Source organism: Archangium violaceum (genome assembly GCF_016859125.1).
Lineage (GTDB): Bacteria > Myxococcota > Myxococcia > Myxococcales > Myxococcaceae > Archangium > Archangium violaceum_A.
Window position 1 is genome coordinate 4,276,294 of sequence record NZ_CP069338.1, and the last position, 18,729, is coordinate 4,295,022.

Consider the following 18,729-nt stretch of genomic DNA (forward strand, 5'->3'; position numbering starts at 1 on the left):
ATGTTTCTCCCGAGACGTTCCGAGTCCGCCATGGCACGAATCGACAGCGGTGCGGCCACGCACGTGGGCCGCCGGCCGAACAACGAGGACTCCTACTGTCAGAGGCCCGAGCTGGGCTTCTTCGCGGTCGCGGATGGCCTGGGAGGACACGAGGGCGGAGAGGTGGCCAGCCAGCTCGTGCTGAGCACGGTGGCCGACTTCCTGGCCGCTCAGGTGGACCCGGCTCAGTCCGCTCTGTCGACACCGGGCGAACCGGGCGGTGGACCCGAGAGCCTCATCGTCCAGGCCGTGCGCCAGGCCCACCAGGAGGTCCATGCTCGTCAGAGCGGCAGGCTGTCCATGATGGCCTCGACCCTCACCTCGGTCCTGCTACGGGACGGGGAGGCGGTGGTGTGCAACCTCGGGGACAGCCGCACCTTCCTGGCGCGGGGCGGCCTGTTGCGGCGGCTCACGAGGGATCACACCGTGCTCGCGGAGATGGAGGAGGCGGGGCTCGATACGAGCAACCCCTTCGCCGCGATGCACCGCAACTCGCTGACGGGCGCCGTGGGCATGGAGGCCAGTGTCGACCCCGAGTGCACCCGCGTGGCCTTGCAGCCAGGGGACGTGCTGGTGCTCGCCAGCGATGGCCTGTACGAGCCCGTGCCTCCGGACCTGATGGTCCGCTTGTTGGAGCAGGGGGGCTCGGCCCAGGAGATGGCGGAGCGGCTCGTCATCGAGGCCTACGCCCGTGGAGGCACCGACAACATCACGGGCGTGGTGGTCCGGGTGCTGGAGGCCGGCTAGGGCTGCTCCCTGGACAACGCGAGGCTGATGACGACCGACTTGGAGGTCGGCGTGCGGCTCTTCTCCGCGAAGCTGTCGAGCGGCACCAGGACGTTGGCCTCGGGGAAGTAGGTGGCCGCGCACCGGCGCGGAATGTCGTACGGCACCACCACGAACTTCAGCGCCACGCGCCGCTGGCCCTCGAAGTGGCTGGTGAGGTCCACCACCTGTCCGGCCTCCACGCCCAGCTCCTTCATGTCCTCGGTGTTGAGCATCACCACGCGCCGTCCGCTGCGGATGCCCCGGTAGCGGTCGTCCAGCCCGTACACCGTGGTGTTGTACTGGTCGTGCGTGCGAAGGGTCATCATCAGGAGCTGCCCCGGCTCGAGCTTCAGCCGTGACATCTCGTGCACCGTGAAGTGTCCCTTGCCGCTCTGCGTGGTGAAGCGGCCCTCGCGCGGCCCGTTGGGAAGGGAGAAGCCTCCCGGCTCGCGCACCCGCCGGTTGAAGTCCTCGAAGCCCGGAATCACCCGCGCGATGAGGTCGCGCACCCGGTCGTAGTCCTCCACCAGCCACTCCCACCGCACCTGGCTGCGCGACCCGAGCACCGCTCGCGCCAGCCTCGCCACGATGGCCGGCTCGCTGAGCAGGTGCTCGGAGGCCGGGGGCAGGGTGCCTCGTGAGGCGTGCACCACGCCCATCGAGTTCTCCACCGTGACGAACTGCGGCCCGCCCGCCTGCACGTCGCTCTCGGTGCGGCCGAGGCACGGCAGGATGAGCGCTCGCTTCCCGGTGATGAGGTGCGCCCGGTTCAGCTTGGTGGACACGTGCACGGTGAGCCGCGTGCGGCGCAGGGCCTCGGCGGTTCGCTCCGTGTCCGGCGTGGCCGACAGGAAGTTGCCTCCCATGGCGAAGAAGACCTTCACCCGGCCCTCGTACATCGCCTGGATGGTGCCCACCGTGTCCAGGCCGTGGTGGCGCGGCGGCTCGAAGCCCAGCTCGCGCGACAGGGCATCCAGGAACGCGGGCCGGGGGTTCTCCCAGATGCCCATCGTCCGGTCACCCTGCACGTTGCTGTGGCCGCGCACCGGGCACACGCCCGCTCCCGGCTTGCCGATGCTCCCGCGCAGCAGCGTCAGGTTGACGATCTCCTGGATGTTGCCCACGGCGTTGCGGTGCTGCGTCAGCCCCATGGCCCAGCACCAGATGATCTGCTCCGTGCCCGCGAGCCACTCCGCGGTGGTTTCGATGAGCTCGCGCGACACGCCGCTCTGCTCCACCACGTCGTCCCAGGACACGCGGGCCAGGTGCGTCGCGTAGGCCTCGAAGCCGAGCGTCCTGCCCTCCACGAAGTCCCGGGCCACCACCGTGCCCGGCTGTTTCGCCTCGCGCTCCAGCAGCGCCTTGCCCAGTCCCTGCAGCAGCGCCACGTCTCCGTTGATGCGCACCTGGAGGAACAGGTCCGCCAGCGGCGTGCCCGAGCCGAGGACTCCGCGCACCGCCTGCGGATGCTTGAAGCGTTGCAGGCCCGGCTCCGGCAGCGGGTTGATGCTGACGATGCGGCAGCCCCGGCGCTTCGCCGCCTCGAGCGCCGTCAGCATGCGCGGGTGGTTGGTGCCCGGGTTCTGCCCGATGACGACGATGACCTGGGCCTTGTCGAAGTCCTCCAGCGTCACCGTGCCCTTGCCGATGCCGATGGTCTCCAGCAGCGCCGTGCCGCTCGACTCGTGGCACATGTTCGAGCAGTCCGGCAGGTTGTTGGTGCCGAACTGCCGCACGAGGAGCTGGTAGAGGAAGGCCGCCTCGTTGCTCGTGCGCCCCGAGGTGTAGAAGCACGCCTCGTCCGGCGAGCCGAGCGCGTTGAGCTCCTCGGCGATGAGCGTGAAGGCCTCGTCCCAGGAGAGGGGCGTGTAGTGCGAGGCGCCCTCGCGCAGCACCATGGGGTGCGTGAGCCGGCCCTGCTTGCCCAGCCAGTGGTCCGTCTGCGCGGCCAGGTCCACCAGGCTCCACTGACGGAAGAACTCCGGCGTCACCCGCGCCGTGGTGGCCTCCTCCGCCACGGCCTTCGCGCCGTTCTCGCAGAACTCGAAGGCCGTGCGGTGCTTCGGATCCGGCCACGCGCAGCCCGGACAGTCGAAGCCGTGCGTCTGGTTCACCTTCAGCAGCGTCCGGGAGCCACGCACCGGCCCCATCTCGCTCCAGGCGTGCTTCATCGCGGACACCACTGCGGGCACACCTCCCGCGGACTTCGACGGAGCGCCCACACGCAGGGGCTCGGGAGAGGTGGGGGGCTGCGCGCTCGGGAGCGTCTCGGGCCGGGTGGGGGTGTCCTCGCCAGACTCCGCCGACTGCTCCTGCCGCCTTGCTTCCGCCATGGCTTCCTCCTGGCCCGGCTCGCGGAGGGGGCCGCGGTCGCCGGGGCCCGGGGAGTCTACCGCTCCGGCTCGCCGTCAGCCCTTCGGAAGCGACGCTCGCTCCCTTGCTCCTCTTATCGAGTGAACAAGGCCCGTGGGACAGCGGGACCTCGGAGCCCCGCTGCCTGTCGCCTCGTGGAGGTCAGGGGGCGCGGACGCCGTTGTGAGGGGGGCGGCGGACCGCTGGACGGCATGACCTCGGAGGTCATAGGGTGCGGCCCACTTCACGAGGTGGGTCGTGCCTCGCCGGGGAGACGGAATGGAGCTCGAGCCGCTGCACCGATGGGACCTGACACCGAAGCAGGCGGTGGCGCTGCAACGCGAGCTGCGGGAGCGCCTGGACCCACATCCGCCCGAGGGGCTGAAGGTGGAGCGGGTGGCGGGCGCGGACATCTCCATGAGTCGAGGGGATGTCTGGGCCTACGGTGGCATCGTGGTGCTGGACGCGGGGACGCTGGCGCCCGTGGCCCGGTCGAGCGCCGCGGTGCGGCTGACCTTCCCCTACGTGCCCGGGCTGCTGTCGTTCCGGGAGTTGCCGGTGCTGTCGGAGGCGTGGACTCGGCTGGAGGTGCGGCCGGACGTGCTCATCTTCGACGGCCAGGGAGTCGCCCACCCGAGGCGCTTCGGGCTGGCGTGCCACGGCGGGATGCTGTTCGGCGTGCCCTCCATCGGGTGCGCCAAGTCGCTGCTGGTGGGCCGGCACGGGCCGCTGGGAGAGGAGCGCGGCTCGGTGGCGGACATCCTCCACGACGGCGAGGTGGTGGGCCGGGCGGTGCGCACCCGCCGCAACGTGCTCCCCGTCTACGTGTCACCGGGGCACATGATGGATCTGCCCACGGCCGTCGAACTGGTGCTGCGCATGACGTCCCGCTACCGGGAGCCGGAGACGACGCGGCACGCGCACCGTTTGGTGAACGAGGTGCGCCGCTCGGCCCGGGGGGAGTTGTAGCGAGCCGGGGGCCCTCAATGGAGCAGGGCCTCGGCGCGCGCCTCGGTCATCAACACGGAGCGCACCTGCTGGGCGAGGATGGCGTTGAACCTGTCCGGCTCCTCGAAGGGCGGGGAGTGTCCGGAGTGCTCGAACCAGAGGAGTGTCTTGCTCGGCGCCTCGAGCTTCTCGAAGTAGCGCGCGGCGATCTCCGACGGTGTGACGTAGTCCTCGCGCCCGAGCAGGAACCACACGGGCACCTCCAGCCGGGGCACCTGCGCCTCCAGGTCCACCCCGGCCAGCTGCGGGTACACCAGGGGGAACGTCTCCTTGAGCCCGAGGAAGAGGTGCACCTTGTCGCGTAGCGAGTACTCGGGGGCCTTGAGGACCGAGAGGAGCATCTCGGGGGTGATGCTCCGGCGGCTGGCATGGCGGCTCGCGAGCGACATCAGCGTCATGTACCGCCGGGTCATGTCCGGGCCCGTGTAGGGGGGCGGGCCGATGCGTGCCAGCTTCGTGAGCGCCCGGGTGTCCCCATAGCGCATCGCCAGCTCGTGCGCGCGCAGGTGGCTGAGGGTGTCGTTCTCCAGGAAGTTCACCTGCTGGCCCGTGCCGATATAGGCGTGGAGCCGCTCGGGACGGCGCTGTGCGAGCAGCACCCCGAGGATGCTGCCCCACGAGTGGCCGACGAGGAACACCTTCTCCTGGGAGAAGCGGCTGGTCAGCAGCTCGAGCAACTCACTGGCATCGGAGACGAACTGGTCCAACGTGAGCGCGTCCCTGTCCTTCAGGGCGGCGTAGGACTTGGCGGCACCACGCTGGTCCCACTGCACCACGAGGAAGTGATCTTCCAGGGGCGCGTTGAAGTGGCGCACCCAGGGCAGCTCGGAGACGCCAGGGCCTCCTGGAAGGTAGACCAGCAGCGGGTTGTGGATGCTCCGCCCGCGGATCAGCACCCACTGGTCCACGCCTCCGAGCCGGACCTGCTCCAGCGAGGCGATCCCCTCGGGCCGGGGCCGTCCCCACTCGTCCCGAATGGGGGGCGTGGAGCCCTGGCTGGACCACAACCGGGCACCCAGGGCCACGAGGGGAACCCCTACTCCCGCCGCGGCGAGGATGCGTCGGGTCGAACGTTCCATGGCACTCCTCCTGGCCTCCAAAGCTAGTCATGGAGTGATGAATCCCAGCCCGCTGCTGGCTCGCACCTGGGGCAGGCGGGCTTCAGAGGGTGGGAATGCACGTCCAGGGCCGGCTCTCCGAGCGGCGGCCACAATGGCGGTGGGGACCGCACATATCGGGCCCGTTCGGGTCACAGGACTGACGGCAGCGGAAGACGTCGCAGACGAGCCCGTCCGGGCAGGGCGGCTTTTTTGCTCCGCAGAGGGTGAGGCACGACATCCAGACCGCGTCCGAACGGTTTGAAATGCCCTCGATATGGCACCGTTGTCCTTCCGGGCATGGTGTCAGGTGGCAGTTCTGCCCGTGGACCGCCGCGCATACCGAAACGTGCTCGCCGAAATCAACGCATTGCTGACCGTCCGGGCATGTGCGGCTTTTGCATGTGGGGAGGCAAGAGGCTCCATTGGGCCCGTTGCCGCAGAGAAATCCCCGCGGGCAAGAAGAGGGGTCGTCCATCGTGCAGGAGCGACCGCACCAGCCCTGGCAGAGCAACCCCTGCTCGCACCCTGTTTCTGGTGTGGAAGGCAGGAGCTCGCATTTTTCACCCTCTTTTCGAAGCCCCACCAGCGAGCAGATGCGAACAAGGGCTCTCTCGTCGTCTGTCAGCAGTGCGCGGCAGGCAAACCCCTCAGGGCAGTGCTGATCGTTCATGCAGGTGCTGGCGGTGCAGTAACGCTCTCCGCGCCTCGTGTTGTAGATGCAGCGCAAAGGCGGTTCACAGTCTTCGTTGTTCCGGCAGCTGTGTTCGTAGGTCGGCAGTCTCCGGCTCTCCTCGAGAGGAATCATTGGCAGCGTCTCGAGGCCCGAGGCCCGAGGCCGAGTCATGTGGAGTGCCTCCCCGAGAAAGAGCCAGATCAACGGCGCGGGCAGTAGGAGGCCGAGGACAACCGCCAGGAGCGTACGCCATTTCATTGGCATTCCGGTGGGCAGCCCCGATTCGTCCACATCTCCTTGCTTTCACAGCGATATTCAAACTCGTCTTCGTCCAGCAGGCAGTCCTTCTGGTCCGTCGTTTGCTGGATGTCCTTTGCCATGGCTCGATCCATTTTGCCCCCCTTCCCCCAGGTGTCCGGGCAGCCCGTGCAGATGATGAGGAGCGATGCCGGGATGAATGCAAACCGTAGACGCATGTGTTCTTCCTCTCCGGTTTCAGGACGGCACACTGAGGACGAGCAGTGTGACCAGGCTCACCAGGCTCTCTCCGGCGATGAGTCCTGAAGCCAGCGGCACCGTGGTGGCCTCCGCGAACGCTGGCCTCGCGCGGGCCAGGAGGGCCGCGGCCACCGCGCCCAGGAAGATGGACAACGACATGGAGGCGGGGAGCGCGAACGCGAGCCCCAGGGCGATGGGCGAGGGAATGAAACGCCGGGCCCGCTCGGGGGCGAAGCGCTCCAGGAGGACGAGCACCACGCCCAGCAGTGCTCCCACGAGGGCGCCCCAGCGTGCCGCCGCCGTGAGGCTTCCCAGTCCCGCCGAGAGCACGCGCGCCACTCCGGCCACGAAGAAGCCAGCGGGGGCGGGGAATCGTTCCTCGGTGATGGCCGAGGCATCCGGGACGAGCAGATAGAACACGGGGACGATGAGGGCCGAGCCGACGACGCAGCCCCAGAGCTGCGCCAGGAAGGTTTGCCGGGAGCGCACGCCGAGCAGGTATCCCGCCTTCACATCGGTGAGCAGATCCGCGCTGGAGGCGGCGATGTTTCCGGAGAGGCTCGCGGCCATGGCGTTGGCCAGCGTGTTGCCCGGCATGAGCACGCCGAAGGCGAGCTGCGCCACCTGCCCCAGGGGACCCGAGGGCGTCATGTCCGTCTCTCCCGTGGCCCGGCACGCCACGGCCGCGAACGCGAAGGAGAGCAGCACGCCCAACAGCCCCAGTGGAAAGGGAATGCCGAACGCCACCGCGCCCACCGTCACGAGCCCCAGTGTGAGCAGCGTCGCCCCGGCGAGGAACCACGAGCGGGGCACCTCCGCCTCCGCCTCATCGGGCGCCTCGTCCGGGGCCCGGCTCGCACCGAGCAGCGCGCCGAATGTGCGGCGCAGCAGTCCTCGCTGCAGGAGGAGGTGGGTGAAGGAGGCGCTCGTCACCAGCGCGGCTCCGGGCCACATGCTCCACTCGAGTACGCCGAAGAAGCCCTGCTGGGTGAGGAGCCCCTGTTCGTACATCCAGGGCGCGAGCCCGCCGAAGCACACGAGCGCGCCGAGCAGCAGTGACGCCCCGACGCGCAAGCCCACGAGTGCCCCGGTGCCCAGCGGCATCAGCGTGAGATCCAACGAGAAGGACAGGCCCGCCAGCGGTACGCCGAGCACGGCTCCGGGCAGCGCGAGCGAGGCGGGGAGCCACTGGAGCCCATCGCGCATGAGCGACAGCAGCCCCGCCCCGAATGCCCCCATGCCGAGCGCCCGTGCGCCACGCCGGCCCGACTCGTCTCCGGCATGGAACGAGCGCGCCACCGAGGCCGCGGCCAGGCCCGAGGGGAAGGGCAGGGGCTCGTGGTGGATGAAGGCGCGCCGCATGGGCAGGGCGAGCACGACGCCGAGCGCCGAGCCGAACAGTGTCCACAGCAGGAGCGCCCAGGCGGGAGGGTGATGGCCGGCGAGCAGCAGGTAGCCCACGCTGGCGGTGACGATCGTTCCCCCTGTGGAGTAGCCCGCGGAGGAGGCGGCGGATTGCATGGCGCTCGTCTCCTGGAGGCTGAGCGCGGGTCCGAAGCGCGAGGGACTCACCTCGAGGAGCGCCCGCTGCGCGCCGAGCCCGACGACACAGGCGATGAGGGCCGCGGGGAAGGCCAGGCCCGTCTTCAACCCCACGTAGAGGTTGGACAGGCACATGAGCGCGCCAATGAGGCCGCCGAGCGCGAGCGCGCGCAAGGTGAGTGCCGTGGGGGGCGGCGTTCCAGCCCGTGGCGTACCTGTGTCAGGGGCGACTGGCGTCGCCTCGGCCTCGTCTCTCGCTGCGCCCACCCGCATGCTCCCAGGATACTCCGGGTCCGGGCTGTGCTCCGATGGGGGCCCTTTTCAGACTCCGGGCCGCAGCGTCTCCAACTCGGCGAGCACCGCCTTCAGCTCGGGCGTCTCCAGCGCCTTGTGCACCGAGGCGAAGAACTGCGAGAGATCTCCCGCGCCCTGGTGCTCGTAGATGGTGGCCTGCAGGCCCATCTCCAGCCGGTCCACCTGACGCACGAGCCGGGCCTCGAAGGAGGTGCCGTGCTCGTACTCCTCCCACAGCGCGAGGTACTCGGCACCGCGCGGCAGCTTGGCGAGGATGCGCTCCACGGCGTCGCGCTCACGCTGGTACTTCTCCTCGCGGCTCACCGGGTCATGCGGTGTGATGTCTCCCACGTACGCCTCGCCGAGGTCGTGCAGCAGCGCGATGCGCACCACCTTGGTGGCATCCGCCTCGGGGAAGTAGCTGTCGGCGAGGAAGAGGCACAGCAGCGCCACGCCGAAGGAGTGCTCGGCGACGCTCTCGCAGTTCTCCCGCGAGAGGCCGACGCGCAACCACCCCTGCCGGAAGAGCTGCTTGAGGTGGTTGAGCTCGAAGTACGCCTCGATGAGCGGGAGGGTGCTCTTGCCTTGAAGGTGCGTGATGGGCGGAGGGGCCTTGGTCTGCATGGGTCATCACCTCGAAGGCCGGGACATTAAACCTTTTCCCAGGGGTCGGGCGTTGATGGGGACATGCCGCCCGCCGCCGTGCTCCCCCGCGACCCGCGCCATCTCCAGATTGCCTTCCTCGCCTCCTTCCTGGCGGCGGGAGTGGGGTGGCTGGGCTTCGACGTCCCCGTCTGGCAGCCGCCGCTCATCCTGCTCACCGCCTGTGTGACGCAGTGGGCCATGACGCGCCTGATGCGGGCGCCTCCGGTGGGCCATCTCTCGCCGCTCATCACCTCGCTGGGGCTGTCGCTGCTGCTGCGCACCGATGCCTTCTGGGTGGGGCCCTTCGCCGCGGCGGTGGCCATCTCCAGCAAGTTCGTCCTGCGCGTGCGCGGCAAGCACCTCTTCAACCCCACCAACCTGGGCCTGGTGGTGGCCATGCTGCTCACCCCTCACGCGTGGTGCTCGCCGAGCCAGTGGGGGCACAGCGGTGCGCTGCTCGGGTGGTTCGCGGCATTCGGCCTGGCGGTGGCCCACCGCTCGTTCCGCTCGGACGTGAGCCTGGCGTTCCTCGGCGCCTGGGTGCTGCTCAAGGCCGCCCGCATCTTCTACCTGGGCGCGCCCTGGGCCAGCCTCCAGCACCAGCTCTCCGCGGGCGGCCTCATCCTCTTCACCTTCTTCATGATCTCCGATCCGAAGACGACGCCGGACCACCGGGTGGGGCGCGTCCTCTACGCCGTCTCCGTGGCCGGACTGGCCTTCTTCCTGCTGCACGGACTCTGGTGGCAGAACGCGCTCGTCTGGGCGCTCTGTCTGGTTTCACCGCTCACTCCCCTCATCGACCGCCTCCTGCCCTGCGGCCGCTTCCAGTGGCCGGGAGGAAGGGAATTGGAAAGGAAAGACGCATGCGCTTCCGTCTCCTCGCAGCCAGCCTGACGGCTGGATGGGTGTCCCTCGCCGCGCCCGCCGCCGAGGCCTTCTGTGGTTTCTATGTGGGCAAGGCCGACACGAGCCTCTTCAACGAGGCCTCGCAGGTGGTGCTGGTGCGCGACGGCGAGCGCACCGTGGTCACCATGTCCAACGACTACAAGGGCGCGCTCACGGACTTCGCGCTGGTGGTGCCCGTGCCCGTGGTGCTCAAGCGCGAGCAGCTCCACGTGGGCGAGCGCAAGTATATCGAGCGGCTGGACGCCTACTCCGCGCCACGGCTGGTGGAGTACTTCGACGAGGATCCGTGCGCCGAGCGGATGGTGGTCTTGCAGGAGTCGCTGCCGGCCGCCGTGCCCGCGGGAGCGGGGATGGACGCGGTCCGGCGCAAGAGCCTGGGCGTGACGGTGGAGGCGCAGTACACCGTCGGCGAGTACGACATCCTCATCCTGTCGGCGAAGGAGTCGGAGGGGCTGGAGACGTGGCTGCGCGAGAGCGGCTACAAGATTCCGCCGAAGGCCGCGAAGGCGCTGGCGCCGTACATCAAGCAGGACATGAAGTTCTTCGTGGCGAAGGTGAACCTGAAGGTGCAGAAGGCCACGGGCTTCAACTACCTGCGTCCGCTGCAGATGGCGTACGAGTCGAAGAAGTTCATGCTGCCCATCCGGCTGGGGATGGCGAACGCGCGGGGGCCGCAGGATCTGGTCATCTACGCGATGACGCGGCAGGGGCGGGTGGAGTCGTCCAACTACCGCACGGTGAAGGTGCCGAGCGACATGGACATCCCGGTGTTCGTGAAGGACGAGTTCAAGCAGTTCTACCCGGCGCTCTTCGAGAAGGCGCACGAGCGGGAGGAGAAGCGCGCCCTCTTCACCGAGTACGTCTGGGACATGGGTTGGTGCGACCCGTGCGCGGCGGATCCGCTCAGCCCCGAGGAGCTGCGCAACCTGGGCGTGTTCTGGCTGGACGAGCAGAACCCGAACGGGATGGGAGGGGGCTCGCAGGTGGTGCTCACGCGACTGCACGCGCGCTACGACGGCGAGCACTTCCCGGAGGACCTGGTGTTCCAGGTGACGAACGACCGGCAGAACTTCCAGGCGCGGTACGTGCTGCGGCACGCCTTCAAGGGGCCGCTGGAGTGTGAGGCGGGCCAGCGGTACCTGACCGAGCTGGACAAGCGTCACCAGCGGGAGGCGGAGACGCTGGCGAATCTCACGGGCTGGGAGCTGGGCACCATCACGAAGAAGATGGGGGACGACGCGCCAGGGAAGAAGACCGGGGGAAGCAAGCCGCAGGAGCCCTGGTACAAGCGGCTCTGGAAGTAAGAGGCGAGTGGTTCATCCCGCGTCTGGGACTCCACCGTCCTGCGGTGAGTTCCACATGGCTTCAAATTCAGAGGAGACGCCGGGTTCGGCTTTGACCCGTCGGCGTCCGGCATCGGGCGTTTCCGGCTCGATGGGGCCCGAGGGTTGGCCCTCCACAAGGCGTCGGAGAATACGGCCGTCTGCACTGATGGCGTACATCATGCCCTCGCCAAACCCTGGTGGGTATTGGTATCCGCAATATGCGTAGTTCCAGGTGATCAAGACAAAGATGATGTTTCCCTGGCGGATGACCCGGTAGAGCTGCGCCTCCTTCCTGCTTGGACAAGGTATGTCCCTGTCGTCTGAGGGAAGATAATCATTGGAGGCAATGACAAGGGCCCGGAGCATCTCGCCGTCCAGCTCATATGGCTCGCCTTTCGCACCGACCTCGACAGCAACATGTTTGAAGAATTCTGGAAAGACGATGGATTTATCTTCCTCCAGTGGCGCTCGGTGAGGAAACAGGCTCCGCACGTACCCGCATCCCAGGAGCGTGACGGCGAGCACGAGAGAAATCCATCGCATCTTCATACAGCGTCCTCGAAAGGGTTGGGTGGGAGGGTGCTATTCGCTGATGATGGTGGGCTTGTTGTCACTGGTCCAACTGACCGTGCCAATCTTCTCTTTCTCCCATTCGCCATCCGTGTTCATCCACTTCAGCAGCTCACTGGTTGCTGGAATGTATTGGTAGAAGCCATCGCAGGTGGGGTTCTGGCTGTCTTTCGAATTGGAGAAGAATGCGACGACAGAGAGAGGGACTGTCCTGTTTCCTGCTTCTGCGATCAGCTCGTGAGCATTTACCATGGCAATGGCGAAGTTGATGTCCACTATGGAGATCTCACCCGCGAAGGGATGATTGTGGAGAAGGAAGATGTATTTGATGCTGCTCGGCGGGTAGCGAGGATCGTCCACATACGGAGGCAGCAGGCAGCTTGCTTCCCTCCGCAGAGCGCTGCCTGGGATTGACAGGTCCGTCAGCATACTCAACTCATACTTGTGCTCTGGGGTGTAGTAGAGCCAGGCGCAGTATTCGGTGGAGACTCGCAGGGCCAGCTGGGGATCCCGCTCCTGGAGGTGGACGGTGGGGATCCATGGCCCTGGGTGACGAACACGCCAGTCCAACGAGGAGCGGAACCAGGAGCGGGACACACTGCTTCATGGGTCCACTCTACGGGTTGCTTCGCGTTCGTGGAGCCATTTCGCCCTGGCTCCGGCCCACGCGCGGGGCCCTCGAGGGGGCCGCTCCGCGCGTGGGTCCGCGGGCCCGGCTCAGCCGGCGCCCTTCTCCTTGGCCTGCTCCTTGGCCCAGGTGTCCTTCAGCGTCACGGTGCGGTTGAACACCGGCGCTCCAGGCCTCGAGTCCGAGTCCACGCAGAAGTAACCCAGGCGCTCGAACTGGAAGCGCTCGCCCTCCTGCGCCGAGCCCAACGACGGCTCCAGCTTCGCCCCCTGGAGGATCTCCAGCGAGTTCGGGTTGAGGTTCTGCTTGTAGTCGAAGCTCGCCGCCGCCTTTGGATCCTTCGGGGCGCGATCCGGCTCGGCCACGTTGAAGAGCCGGTCGAACATGCGCACCTCGGCGTTCACCGCGTGCTGCGCGGACACCCAGTGGATGGTCGCCTTCACCTTGCGCCCGTCCGGGGACTCGCCGCCGCGCGTGGCGGGATCATAGGTGCAGCGCACCTCGGTGATGTTCCCCTGCTCGTCCTTCACCACGCTCGTGCACTTCACGAAGAAGGCGAAGCGCAGGCGCACCTCCTGCCCCGGCGCCAGCCGGAAGAACTTCTTCGGCGGGTTCTCCATGAAGTCGTCCTGCTCGATGTACAGGACTCGGGAGAAGGGCACCTGGCGCGAGCCGGCGGAGGGATCCTCGGGGTTGTTCACCGCGTCGAGCATCTCCACCTGGCCCTCGGGGAAGTTCTCGATGACGAGCTTCAGCGGACGCAGCACGCCCATGCGGCGCTGGGCGCGACGGTTCAGGTCGTCGCGCATGGCGTTCTCCAGCCGGCCCACGTCGATGGTGGCGTCGAACTTGGTGACGCCCACGTCCTCGCAGAAGGCGCGCAGGGCCTCGGGGGTGCAGCCGCGCCGCCTCAAGCCCGACAGGGTGGGCATGCGCGGATCATCCCAGCCGCGCACGTACTTGCCCTGCACCAGCTCCAGCAGCTTGCGCTTGCTCATCACCGTGTAGGTGAGGTTGAGGCGCGAGAACTCGATCTGCTGCGGGTGGTACACGCCCAGCTCGTCGAGGTACCAGTCGTAGAGCGGCCGGTGGTTCTCGAACTCGAGCGTGCACAGCGAGTGGGTGACGCGCTCGATGGAGTCCTCGAGCCCGTGCGCCCAGTCGTACATCGGGTAGATGCACCACTTGTCGCCCTGCCGGTGATGGTGGGCGTGGATGATGCGGTACATGACCGGATCGCGCAGGTTGAGGTTGGGCGAGCTCATGTCGATCTTCGCCCGGAGGGTGCGCGAGCCATCGGGGAACTCGCCGGCGCGCATGCGGCGGAAGAGGTCCAGGTTCTCCTCCGGGGTGCGGTCCCGGTAGGGGCTGTTGCGGCCGGGCTCGGTGAGCGTGCCGCGGTACTCGCGCATCTGGTCCGCGTTCAGGTCGCAGACGAACGCCTTGCCCTTCTGGATGAGCTGCTCGGCGTACTCGTACATCTGCTCGAAGTAGTCCGAGGCGAAGAAGAGCCGGTCTCCCCAGTCCGCGCCCACCCACTTCACGTCGCGCAGGATGGAGTCGACGTACTCCTGCTCTTCCTTCGACGGGTTGGTGTCGTCGAAGCGCATGTTGAACTGGCCGCCGTGCTCCACCGCCATGCTGTAGTTGAGGTGGATGCTCTTGGCGTGCCCGATGTGCAGGTAGCCGTTGGGCTCGGGGGGGAAGCGCGTGTGCACGCGCCCGCCGAACTTCCCCGACTTGTTGTCGTCCGCGATGATCTGACGGATGAAGTGAACGGGCTTGGACTCGGTCTCGGCCATCTGGAATTGCTCTCCTGAGGGAGCGAACACTCGCCCAAAAGCAGGCTGAACGAAAGAGAATCGTCCGGGGTCGCCGGGCGCTCGGGGCGCCCGGGGACGAGGTCCGCAACCCAAGGGAAAGCCCTCCAGGGGGCCTATGTATTCCCAGCGAGCGGGCGGACGGGCGTCATCCGGGGTGTTCCGCCCGGGGCCGGGCGGATGCCGGGGGAGACCCACTGTCTCCCGGTGCCACGGCCTGGAGGCCGTCGACGGGCAGTCCCGCGCTCCTGCCCAGGTCCACGTACGTCCGCATCATCAACCGGGTCTGCTCTCCGACCTTGGTGAAGTGGACCTTCAGGTAGGTCTCCAGGTCGAAGGGGGTGACGCGCGCGGCGAGCGGCAGCAACAACTTGAAGAGCGCGGGCCGCAGGAGCGGCAGGATGGCGGAGGCGCTCGCGTGCGTGCGCCAGGCGGCGATCCGGATCGCCTCGCGCGCGGCCCGTACGGTCCGTTCCAGGGAGTCCCGCTGGAGGAACCGCTCGAAGCTCCAGCCCGCCGCCTCCAGGGCCTGCACGAAAACGGTCAGCACCGCGGTGGGGATCGCCGCGCCGCGTGCCACATCCCCGGTGCGGCTGGCCGGATACCCTCCCGCGCGGAGGGTCCGGACGACCGGCTGGAGACGCTCCGGGGGCCCGCTGAAGGGGCCTCGGGTCAGCGGGGGAATCAGGAACGCGGTGCCCGGCTTCTTCGGCACGGGCGCTCCGGGCTTCAGGGGCGCGTGGAAGCTGATGAAGGGAATCATCCCGGAGACGAGCCGCTCCTCGGGCACCCATTGCAGCAGCCACTCGCGGTCATCCAGCGCGGGCTGGAGCATGACCCAGGTGGCGTCTCCGGTGGCCCGGGCGAGCTCGCCCACCCAGCCCCCCGCGCGCAGCGCCGTGGACGAGACGCAGAGCCAGACCTGATCCCACTGCCGCGCCGCGACCTCCCGCATGGAGACGAGGACGCCGAAGCCGGAGAACGTCACCGGCTCGTAGTCCTTCTCCAGGAGGCCGAGCTCATAAAGGGTGTAGCCCCGCCGCGCCTCCTCCGCGTACTTCTCCTTCACCAGGAAGGAGAGCTCGCAGCCGGCCGCCTGGAGGTACTTCCCGAACACCTGGCCGACGGCTCCCGCGCCGACCAGCAGGACTCTGGGGTTCTCGCTCATGGGCACGAGACTAGCGCGCCCGGCCCGTCTCCGAGTCGTTCATCCCATCCAGCCACAGCTCGTCGTAGCGGACCTGCGGAGGCGTCTGGTGCAGCCGCAGCCCCTGGACCCGGCCGCTCGCCGCCGCGTGCACGCGGGGGTGGAAGAGGGGAATGAGGGGGCAGTCCTCGTGGGCGATCCGCTCCGCGAGCCGGTAGAGCTGCTTGCGCCGCTCGGGGTCGATGGTGACGCGGGCCTCCGCCGTGAGCGCGTCCAGCTCCTCGTTGCGGTAGCGCAGCGTGTACAACGTCTGGGCCTTCGAGCTCAGCAGGAAGTGGAGGAAGTTGTCCGGGTCCGGATAGTCGGCCACCCAGTGCAACCGGAAGATGGGCAGCCGCCCGTTACTCCGCCGCTCCGAGAAGTCCTCCGCGCTCAGCTGGACGTGCTCGAGCTCCACCAGCCCGGCCTCCATCAAGGGCCGGAAGAGGATGGCGTCCTCGGCCGACGTGTCGCGTCCCTCGGTCTGGTACAGCGTCACCTTCACCCGGCGCACCCCGGCCTCGCGCAGCAGCCGCTCGGACAGACCGATGTCCAGGCGTGGCTCGGGCAGCAGGCCCTGCTCGTCCAGCAGCTCGGGTGGCGTCACCGTGCGGGCCAGGCGCGCCCTCTTGTGGAAGCGGTCCACCAGTCCCTGGATGTCCAGGCCCGCGCGGAGGGCCTTGCGGACGCGTATGTCGTTGTACGGCGGCTCGCCCAGGTTGAAGCCGAGGAACGACGTGGTCGGGGTGATGCCGGGCACCACCTGGAGTCCCTCCTTCTCGGGCTCCTCCGCGTGCGCGGCGTGCAGGTACGAGACGAAGTCCACCGTCCCTTCCTTCAGGGCCGCGAGTGCCTTGTCGCGCGAGCTCAGCAGGTGGAACTCGAGCCGGTCCAGCAGGGGCTGTTCCCTGCGCCAGTAGGCGGGGTTGCGCTCGAGCACGATGCGCTCCGAGCCGAAGTCCACCTGCCGGAAGGGGCCCGTGCCCTGCAACTGGCCCCGTGCGTCCACCCGGGCGATCGCCGCGGCCGTCTGAGACATCAGTTGGGGGAAGAAGGCCTTGGGCTTCTCCAAACGGATCTCGACCGTCAGGTCGTCCAGCACCTCGATGCCCTTCACCTCGCCGGCCTCGCCCGCCGCGAAGTCCCTGGCGCCCTCCACGTCCGCCATCAACCCCCGCTCCGGCGACTTCTCCGCGGGGTTCAGCAGCCGCTCGAAGTGGCGCTTCACGTCGTGTGCCGTCAGGGGGGTCCCGTCATGGAAGGTGACGCCCTTGCGCAGGAAGAAGCGGTAGATGCGTGCCGAGGGGTCCGCCTCCCAGCGCTCGGCCAGGTCCGGCACCAGCACACCGTCCTCCGACCGCAGGAGGTTGGAGAAGACGCAGCAGCTCATCTCCACGAGCTGGATTTCCACGCCGAAGAGGGGATCCAACCGACCCACCGCGCTGAGGTGGGACGTCTGGTGGATGCCCGCGTGCAGCGTGCCTCCCGTGCGCGGAGCGGGGAGCTGGAAGCGGAACACCTCACCGTCCAGACTGGCCGCCTCGTGCGCCAGCTGGTCCACCGTGCGGCTCAGTCCATCTCCGATGCGGATGACCTGGAGCGCGTCCTCGCGCACCCGCGCCACCTCCTCGCCAATGGCCGAGTCCCCACGCATCAGCACCACGTGCGCCGCCCGGATTTCCTCGATGGCCGTGCTCAGCCGCACCACCGCGCTGGACAGGTCCCTGCCGGTGCGCGCCTGGCCCTCGGCCTTCTGCGAGGCCTCCTGTGCCAGCCGCGCCATCTGCTGCGTCTGGTGCACCAGCTCGCGTCCGTGCGCCGCCTGCTCCATGGCCGCCCGGGTCACGTCATCCACGCGCCTGGCCACCCGCCGGCTCGCCTCCACCACCGTGGAGCCCTGCGCCTCCAGCCGCTTCGTCTCCGCCAGCGTGGCCTCCACCGCCGAGAAGGTGCGCTGGGTGATGGTGCGAATCTCCATCAGCGCCTCGGCCGCGCGGTCTCCCAACAGCACGCCCGTGCCCGCCTGCTCCCGGCCCTCCTTCACCAGCGACACCGCCGTGTCCACCTCCCGGCGTACGCCGCCCACCATGCTGGCGATCTCCCGCGTGGAGCGCGCGGTGCGCTCGGCCAGCCCACGGATTTCGTCCGCCACCACGCCGAAGGGCCGCCCCTGCTCTCCGGCCTGCGCGGCGATGATGGCCGCGTTGAGCGCCAGCAGGTTCGTCTGGTCGGCAATCTCCTGGATGACGTCCACGATGCGGCCAATCTGCGTGGAGCGCACCCCGAGCGAGTCGACCAGCTCCGCGGTCTTGCGGACCGTCTCCTCCACCCGGTACATGCCCTGGACGCAGTCGTTGACGAGCACCTCGCCGCGCTCGGCGGTGGCCGTCACGGCGTGGGCCAGTTGATTGGTCTCCGAGGCACGGTGGCGCACCGCATCGATGCCCGTCTGCACCACCTGGACGAAGGCCTCGGCCTCACTGGCGAAGCGCGCCAGCTCGTCGCCCGAGGAGGCGATGTGGTGCAGCCGCTCGCTCATGGCCTGCACCTGCTGGGTGGTGCGGTGGGAGAAGTCGTCCAGCGCGAGCAGCGCCTCGGCCACCTGTCCGAGCCGCTCGCTCATCTCCCCCAGCGAGCCGTTGGTCTCCTGGGCGAAGCTCTCCAACTGCGTCACGCGCTTGCCGGCGGCCTGGAGGCTCTGGCCCATGCTGTTGACGGACTCCTGCGAGCGCCCCACCGCTCCGCCCTGGCGGCGCGCGGCCTCCAGCAGCACACGTACTTCCTCGGACACGCCCTGGCAGGTGCGGCGCACGTTGCTCGTCACCCGCTGCACCTGGCCCAGTGCGCGGCGCAGGGAGAGGAGGAGCCGACGTACCTCGAGCTCGTCCTCCATCCCCGAGTGGGCGGTGTGGGTGAGGTCTCCCTCGGCCAGCCGGGTGAGCAGGCTGGTGCGCTCCTTGGATGGCCTCGCCTCCCAGATGAGCCAGAAGAAGTAGCTCGTCAGCAGCAGCACCGATGGTGCGCCGAGGAGCAGGATGGACCAGCTGGCCCAGCCACTGGGTTGGCCGGTGAGGGTGTGGAGCAGCCCGCCGATGACGAGGGCGACGGCGAGCCCTCCAAGGACCGGGAAGACGAAGAGGTGCTTTTTGGCGGCCATGAGGGAGCGAGGATGCTCCTCACACCGTAGCCCAATTCCCAAATCCGACGCGTGTCGCATTCATTCAAGCGCCCCACCGGCCGCCCTCCTCTCTTCCGCGTGGAAGTCACGGAAGGAGGTCGAGGCACGTGTCGAGCAAGGGACCGGTTGGTGGCTCGCTCGCCATCGAAGTGCAACTGCGAGGCGATGGGTCTCTTCAACCACGATGACGTGGAGGA

At 68.4% G+C, this 18,729-nt stretch carries 14 protein-coding genes; 4 read left to right on the forward strand and 10 right to left on the reverse strand.

Annotation, left to right across the window (positions count from 1 at the left end):
- Window positions 1–30: 30 nt before the first annotated feature.
- Window positions 31–786 carry a PP2C family protein-serine/threonine phosphatase gene (locus tag JQX13_RS18390; RefSeq protein WP_203410279.1) on the forward strand — a complete coding sequence of 252 codons (756 nt, stop codon included), beginning with the start codon at window positions 31–33 and terminating at the stop codon, window positions 784–786.
- Here the strand turns inward: JQX13_RS18390 and JQX13_RS18395 are convergent.
- On the reverse strand, window positions 783–3,140 hold the full coding sequence (locus JQX13_RS18395) for an FdhF/YdeP family oxidoreductase (protein WP_203410280.1): 2,358 nt from the start codon (window positions 3,138–3,140) through the stop codon (window positions 783–785). The two genes, JQX13_RS18390 and JQX13_RS18395, sit on opposite strands and share 4 nt — an antisense overlap.
- A 298-nt stretch (window positions 3,141–3,438) precedes the next feature.
- Between JQX13_RS18395 and JQX13_RS18400 the strand changes: the two genes are divergently transcribed.
- Complete coding sequence (locus tag JQX13_RS18400; RefSeq protein WP_203410281.1) at window positions 3,439–4,128, forward strand: endonuclease V; 690 nt, start codon at window positions 3,439–3,441, stop codon at window positions 4,126–4,128.
- Between the two features lie 14 nt (window positions 4,129–4,142).
- On the opposite strand, the gene JQX13_RS18405 is transcribed toward JQX13_RS18400, so the two are convergent.
- The 4 genes from JQX13_RS18405 to JQX13_RS18415 form a co-directional block, all read right to left on the reverse strand.
- Window positions 4,143–5,246 (reverse strand): alpha/beta fold hydrolase, encoded by a 1,104-nt coding sequence (locus tag JQX13_RS18405; RefSeq protein WP_203410282.1) that lies wholly within the window; start codon window positions 5,244–5,246, stop codon window positions 4,143–4,145.
- Between the two features lie 948 nt (window positions 5,247–6,194).
- Window positions 6,195–6,320, reverse strand: coding sequence for a hypothetical protein (locus JQX13_RS55430; protein ID WP_275425004.1), 126 nt, complete (start codon window positions 6,318–6,320; stop codon window positions 6,195–6,197).
- Window positions 6,321–6,435: 115 nt separating this feature from the next.
- Window positions 6,436–8,247, reverse strand: coding sequence for an OPT family oligopeptide transporter (locus JQX13_RS18410; RefSeq protein WP_203410283.1), 1,812 nt, complete (start codon window positions 8,245–8,247; stop codon window positions 6,436–6,438).
- A gap of 54 nt (window positions 8,248–8,301) precedes the next feature.
- Window positions 8,302–8,898, reverse strand: coding sequence for an HD domain-containing protein (locus JQX13_RS18415; RefSeq protein ID WP_203410284.1), 597 nt, complete (start codon window positions 8,896–8,898; stop codon window positions 8,302–8,304).
- 63 nt (window positions 8,899–8,961) lie between these two features.
- Between JQX13_RS18415 and JQX13_RS18420 the strand changes: the two genes are divergently transcribed.
- Both JQX13_RS18420 and JQX13_RS18425 read left to right on the forward strand, forming a co-directional pair.
- Window positions 8,962–9,813 carry an RnfABCDGE type electron transport complex subunit D gene (locus JQX13_RS18420; RefSeq protein ID WP_203410285.1) on the forward strand — a complete coding sequence of 284 codons (852 nt, stop codon included), beginning with the start codon at window positions 8,962–8,964 and terminating at the stop codon, window positions 9,811–9,813.
- A complete protein-coding gene (locus tag JQX13_RS18425; protein ID WP_203410286.1) occupies window positions 9,783–11,129 on the forward strand; it encodes a DUF2330 domain-containing protein in 1,347 nt (448 codons plus the stop codon). The genes JQX13_RS18420 and JQX13_RS18425 overlap by 31 nt, the downstream gene beginning before the upstream one ends.
- Before the next feature lie 12 nt (window positions 11,130–11,141).
- Here JQX13_RS18425 and JQX13_RS18430 read toward each other — a convergent pair whose 3' ends face one another.
- The 5 genes from JQX13_RS18430 to JQX13_RS18450 all read right to left on the reverse strand — a co-directional run bounded on the left by JQX13_RS18430 (window position 11,142) and on the right by JQX13_RS18450 (window position 18,511).
- Window positions 11,142–11,699: a hypothetical protein gene (locus JQX13_RS18430; protein ID WP_203410287.1), complete on the reverse strand. Its 558-nt coding sequence runs from the start codon at window positions 11,697–11,699 to the stop codon at window positions 11,142–11,144.
- Window positions 11,700–11,732: 33 nt separating this feature from the next.
- Complete coding sequence (locus tag JQX13_RS18435) at window positions 11,733–12,149, reverse strand: hypothetical protein (protein WP_203410288.1); 417 nt, start codon at window positions 12,147–12,149, stop codon at window positions 11,733–11,735.
- Between the two features lie 288 nt (window positions 12,150–12,437).
- Complete coding sequence (locus tag JQX13_RS18440) at window positions 12,438–14,150, reverse strand: glutamine--tRNA ligase/YqeY domain fusion protein (protein WP_203410289.1); 1,713 nt, start codon at window positions 14,148–14,150, stop codon at window positions 12,438–12,440.
- 166 nt (window positions 14,151–14,316) lie between these two features.
- A complete protein-coding gene (locus JQX13_RS18445) occupies window positions 14,317–15,336 on the reverse strand; it encodes a ketopantoate reductase family protein (RefSeq protein WP_203410290.1) in 1,020 nt (339 codons plus the stop codon).
- Window positions 15,337–15,346: 10 nt separating this feature from the next.
- On the reverse strand, window positions 15,347–18,511 hold the full coding sequence (locus tag JQX13_RS18450) for an ABC transporter substrate-binding protein (RefSeq protein WP_203410291.1): 3,165 nt from the start codon (window positions 18,509–18,511) through the stop codon (window positions 15,347–15,349).
- Window positions 18,512–18,729 lie beyond the last annotated feature (218 nt).

Coding starts and splice junctions, on each gene's coding strand:
- JQX13_RS18390 (WP_203410279.1), top strand. CDS start 31: ATGGCACGAATCGACAGCGGTGCGGCCACGCACGTGGGCCGCCGGCCG.
- JQX13_RS18395 (WP_203410280.1), bottom strand. CDS start 3,140: ATGGCGGAAGCAAGGCGGCAGGAGCAGTCGGCGGAGTCTGGCGAGGAC.
- JQX13_RS18400 (WP_203410281.1), top strand. CDS start 3,439: ATGGAGCTCGAGCCGCTGCACCGATGGGACCTGACACCGAAGCAGGCG.
- JQX13_RS18405 (WP_203410282.1), bottom strand. CDS start 5,246: ATGGAACGTTCGACCCGACGCATCCTCGCCGCGGCGGGAGTAGGGGTT.
- JQX13_RS55430 (WP_275425004.1), bottom strand. CDS start 6,320: ATGGCAAAGGACATCCAGCAAACGACGGACCAGAAGGACTGCCTGCTG.
- JQX13_RS18415 (WP_203410284.1), bottom strand. CDS start 8,898: ATGCAGACCAAGGCCCCTCCGCCCATCACGCACCTTCAAGGCAAGAGC.
- JQX13_RS18420 (WP_203410285.1), top strand. CDS start 8,962: ATGCCGCCCGCCGCCGTGCTCCCCCGCGACCCGCGCCATCTCCAGATT.
- JQX13_RS18425 (WP_203410286.1), top strand. CDS start 9,783: ATGCGCTTCCGTCTCCTCGCAGCCAGCCTGACGGCTGGATGGGTGTCC.
- JQX13_RS18430 (WP_203410287.1), bottom strand. CDS start 11,699: ATGAAGATGCGATGGATTTCTCTCGTGCTCGCCGTCACGCTCCTGGGA.
- JQX13_RS18435 (WP_203410288.1), bottom strand. CDS start 12,149: ATGCTGACGGACCTGTCAATCCCAGGCAGCGCTCTGCGGAGGGAAGCA.
- JQX13_RS18440 (WP_203410289.1), bottom strand. CDS start 14,150: ATGGCCGAGACCGAGTCCAAGCCCGTTCACTTCATCCGTCAGATCATC.
- JQX13_RS18445 (WP_203410290.1), bottom strand. CDS start 15,336: ATGAGCGAGAACCCCAGAGTCCTGCTGGTCGGCGCGGGAGCCGTCGGC.
- JQX13_RS18450 (WP_203410291.1), bottom strand. CDS start 18,511: ATGGCCGCCAAAAAGCACCTCTTCGTCTTCCCGGTCCTTGGAGGGCTC.